Genomic DNA, 1,170 nt, shown 5'->3' on the forward strand with positions numbered 1-1,170 from the left:
GATTCCATTGCCCGGGTGATCCCGGGGTTCGAGGACTTCAACCGGAAGGTGCGCCGGCCCGACGGGTTCGGGTTGCCGCACCCCCCGCGGGACGAGCGCCGCTTCGACACCGGCACGGGGAAGGCGAATTTCACGGTCAACGACCTGTCCTGGGTGCCGGTGCCGGCGGGGAAGCTGATCCTGCAGACCATGCGGTCGCATGATCAGTACAACACCACCATCTACGGTCTCGACGACCGCTACCGCGGCGTGAAGGGTGGTCGGCGGGTGCTGTTCATCAGCGCCGAGGACCTGGAGTCGTTCGGGTACGCGGCGGGGGATCGGGTGGACCTGGTCTCCGAATGGACGACGGCGGACGGCAGCGTGGAGGAGCGGCGGGCGGAGGATTTCCGGTTGGTGCCCTACCCGACGCCGGTCGGGAATGTGGCCGCCTACTACCCGGAGACGAATCCGCTGATCCCGCTCGATCACGTCGCGCGCAAGTCGAACACGCCGGTGTCGAAGGCGGTCACCATCCGCCTCGAGAAGCGGGGCTGACCGGTGGGGCGGGTGACGACCCGGACCCCGGTCACCCGGATCACCGACACCCGGCACTCGACCCGCCCGGACACGGTGGTGGTGGAGGAACCGCTCGAGATCCGGGTGAACGGCACCCCGTTGGCGGTGACGATGCGGACCCCCGGCTCGGATGTGGAGTTGGCGCAGGGCTTCCTGCTGACCGAGGGCATCATCACCGGGCGCGCCGATATTGCGTCGATACGGTACTGCAACAGCGTCGACGAGCACGGCGTCAACACCTACAACGTGCTGGATGTGGACCTGGCGCCGGGAGTGTTCCTGCCGGACATGGGCATCGAACGCAACTTCTACACCACGTCCTCGTGCGGGGTGTGCGGGAAGGCGTCCCTCGACGCGATCCGGCAACGGACCCGGCATTCCCCGGCCACCGACACGGTGCGGGTGGCGGCGGCGACCATCGCGGAGTTGCCGGACCGGTTGCGGGCGGCGCAGAAGGTGTTCGACACCACCGGGGGTTTGCACGCGGCGGGGTTGTTCACCCGGTCCGGGGAACTGCTCGCGGTCAGGGAGGACGTCGGCCGGCACAATGCCGTCGACAAGCTGATCGGGTGGGCCACCGAACAGGATCGGGTGCCGCTGCGCGGGACGGTG

At 68.7% G+C, this 1,170-nt stretch carries 1 protein-coding gene and 1 pseudogene; both read left to right on the forward strand.

Annotated elements, in window-relative coordinates; all coding sequences use genetic code 11:
- Positions 1–537: pseudogene (locus MLGJGCBP_RS51860) on the forward strand (hypothetical protein); the annotation flags it as partial.
- A gap of 3 nt (positions 538–540) precedes the next feature.
- Positions 541–1,170: formate dehydrogenase accessory sulfurtransferase FdhD (gene fdhD / locus MLGJGCBP_RS18345; RefSeq protein WP_160097500.1), on the forward strand; the 630-nt coding region annotated here is incomplete at its 3' end.

The sequence above is a fragment of the Rhodococcus sp. T7 genome (genome assembly GCF_009872365.1).
GTDB lineage: Bacteria > Actinomycetota > Actinomycetes > Mycobacteriales > Mycobacteriaceae > Rhodococcus_F.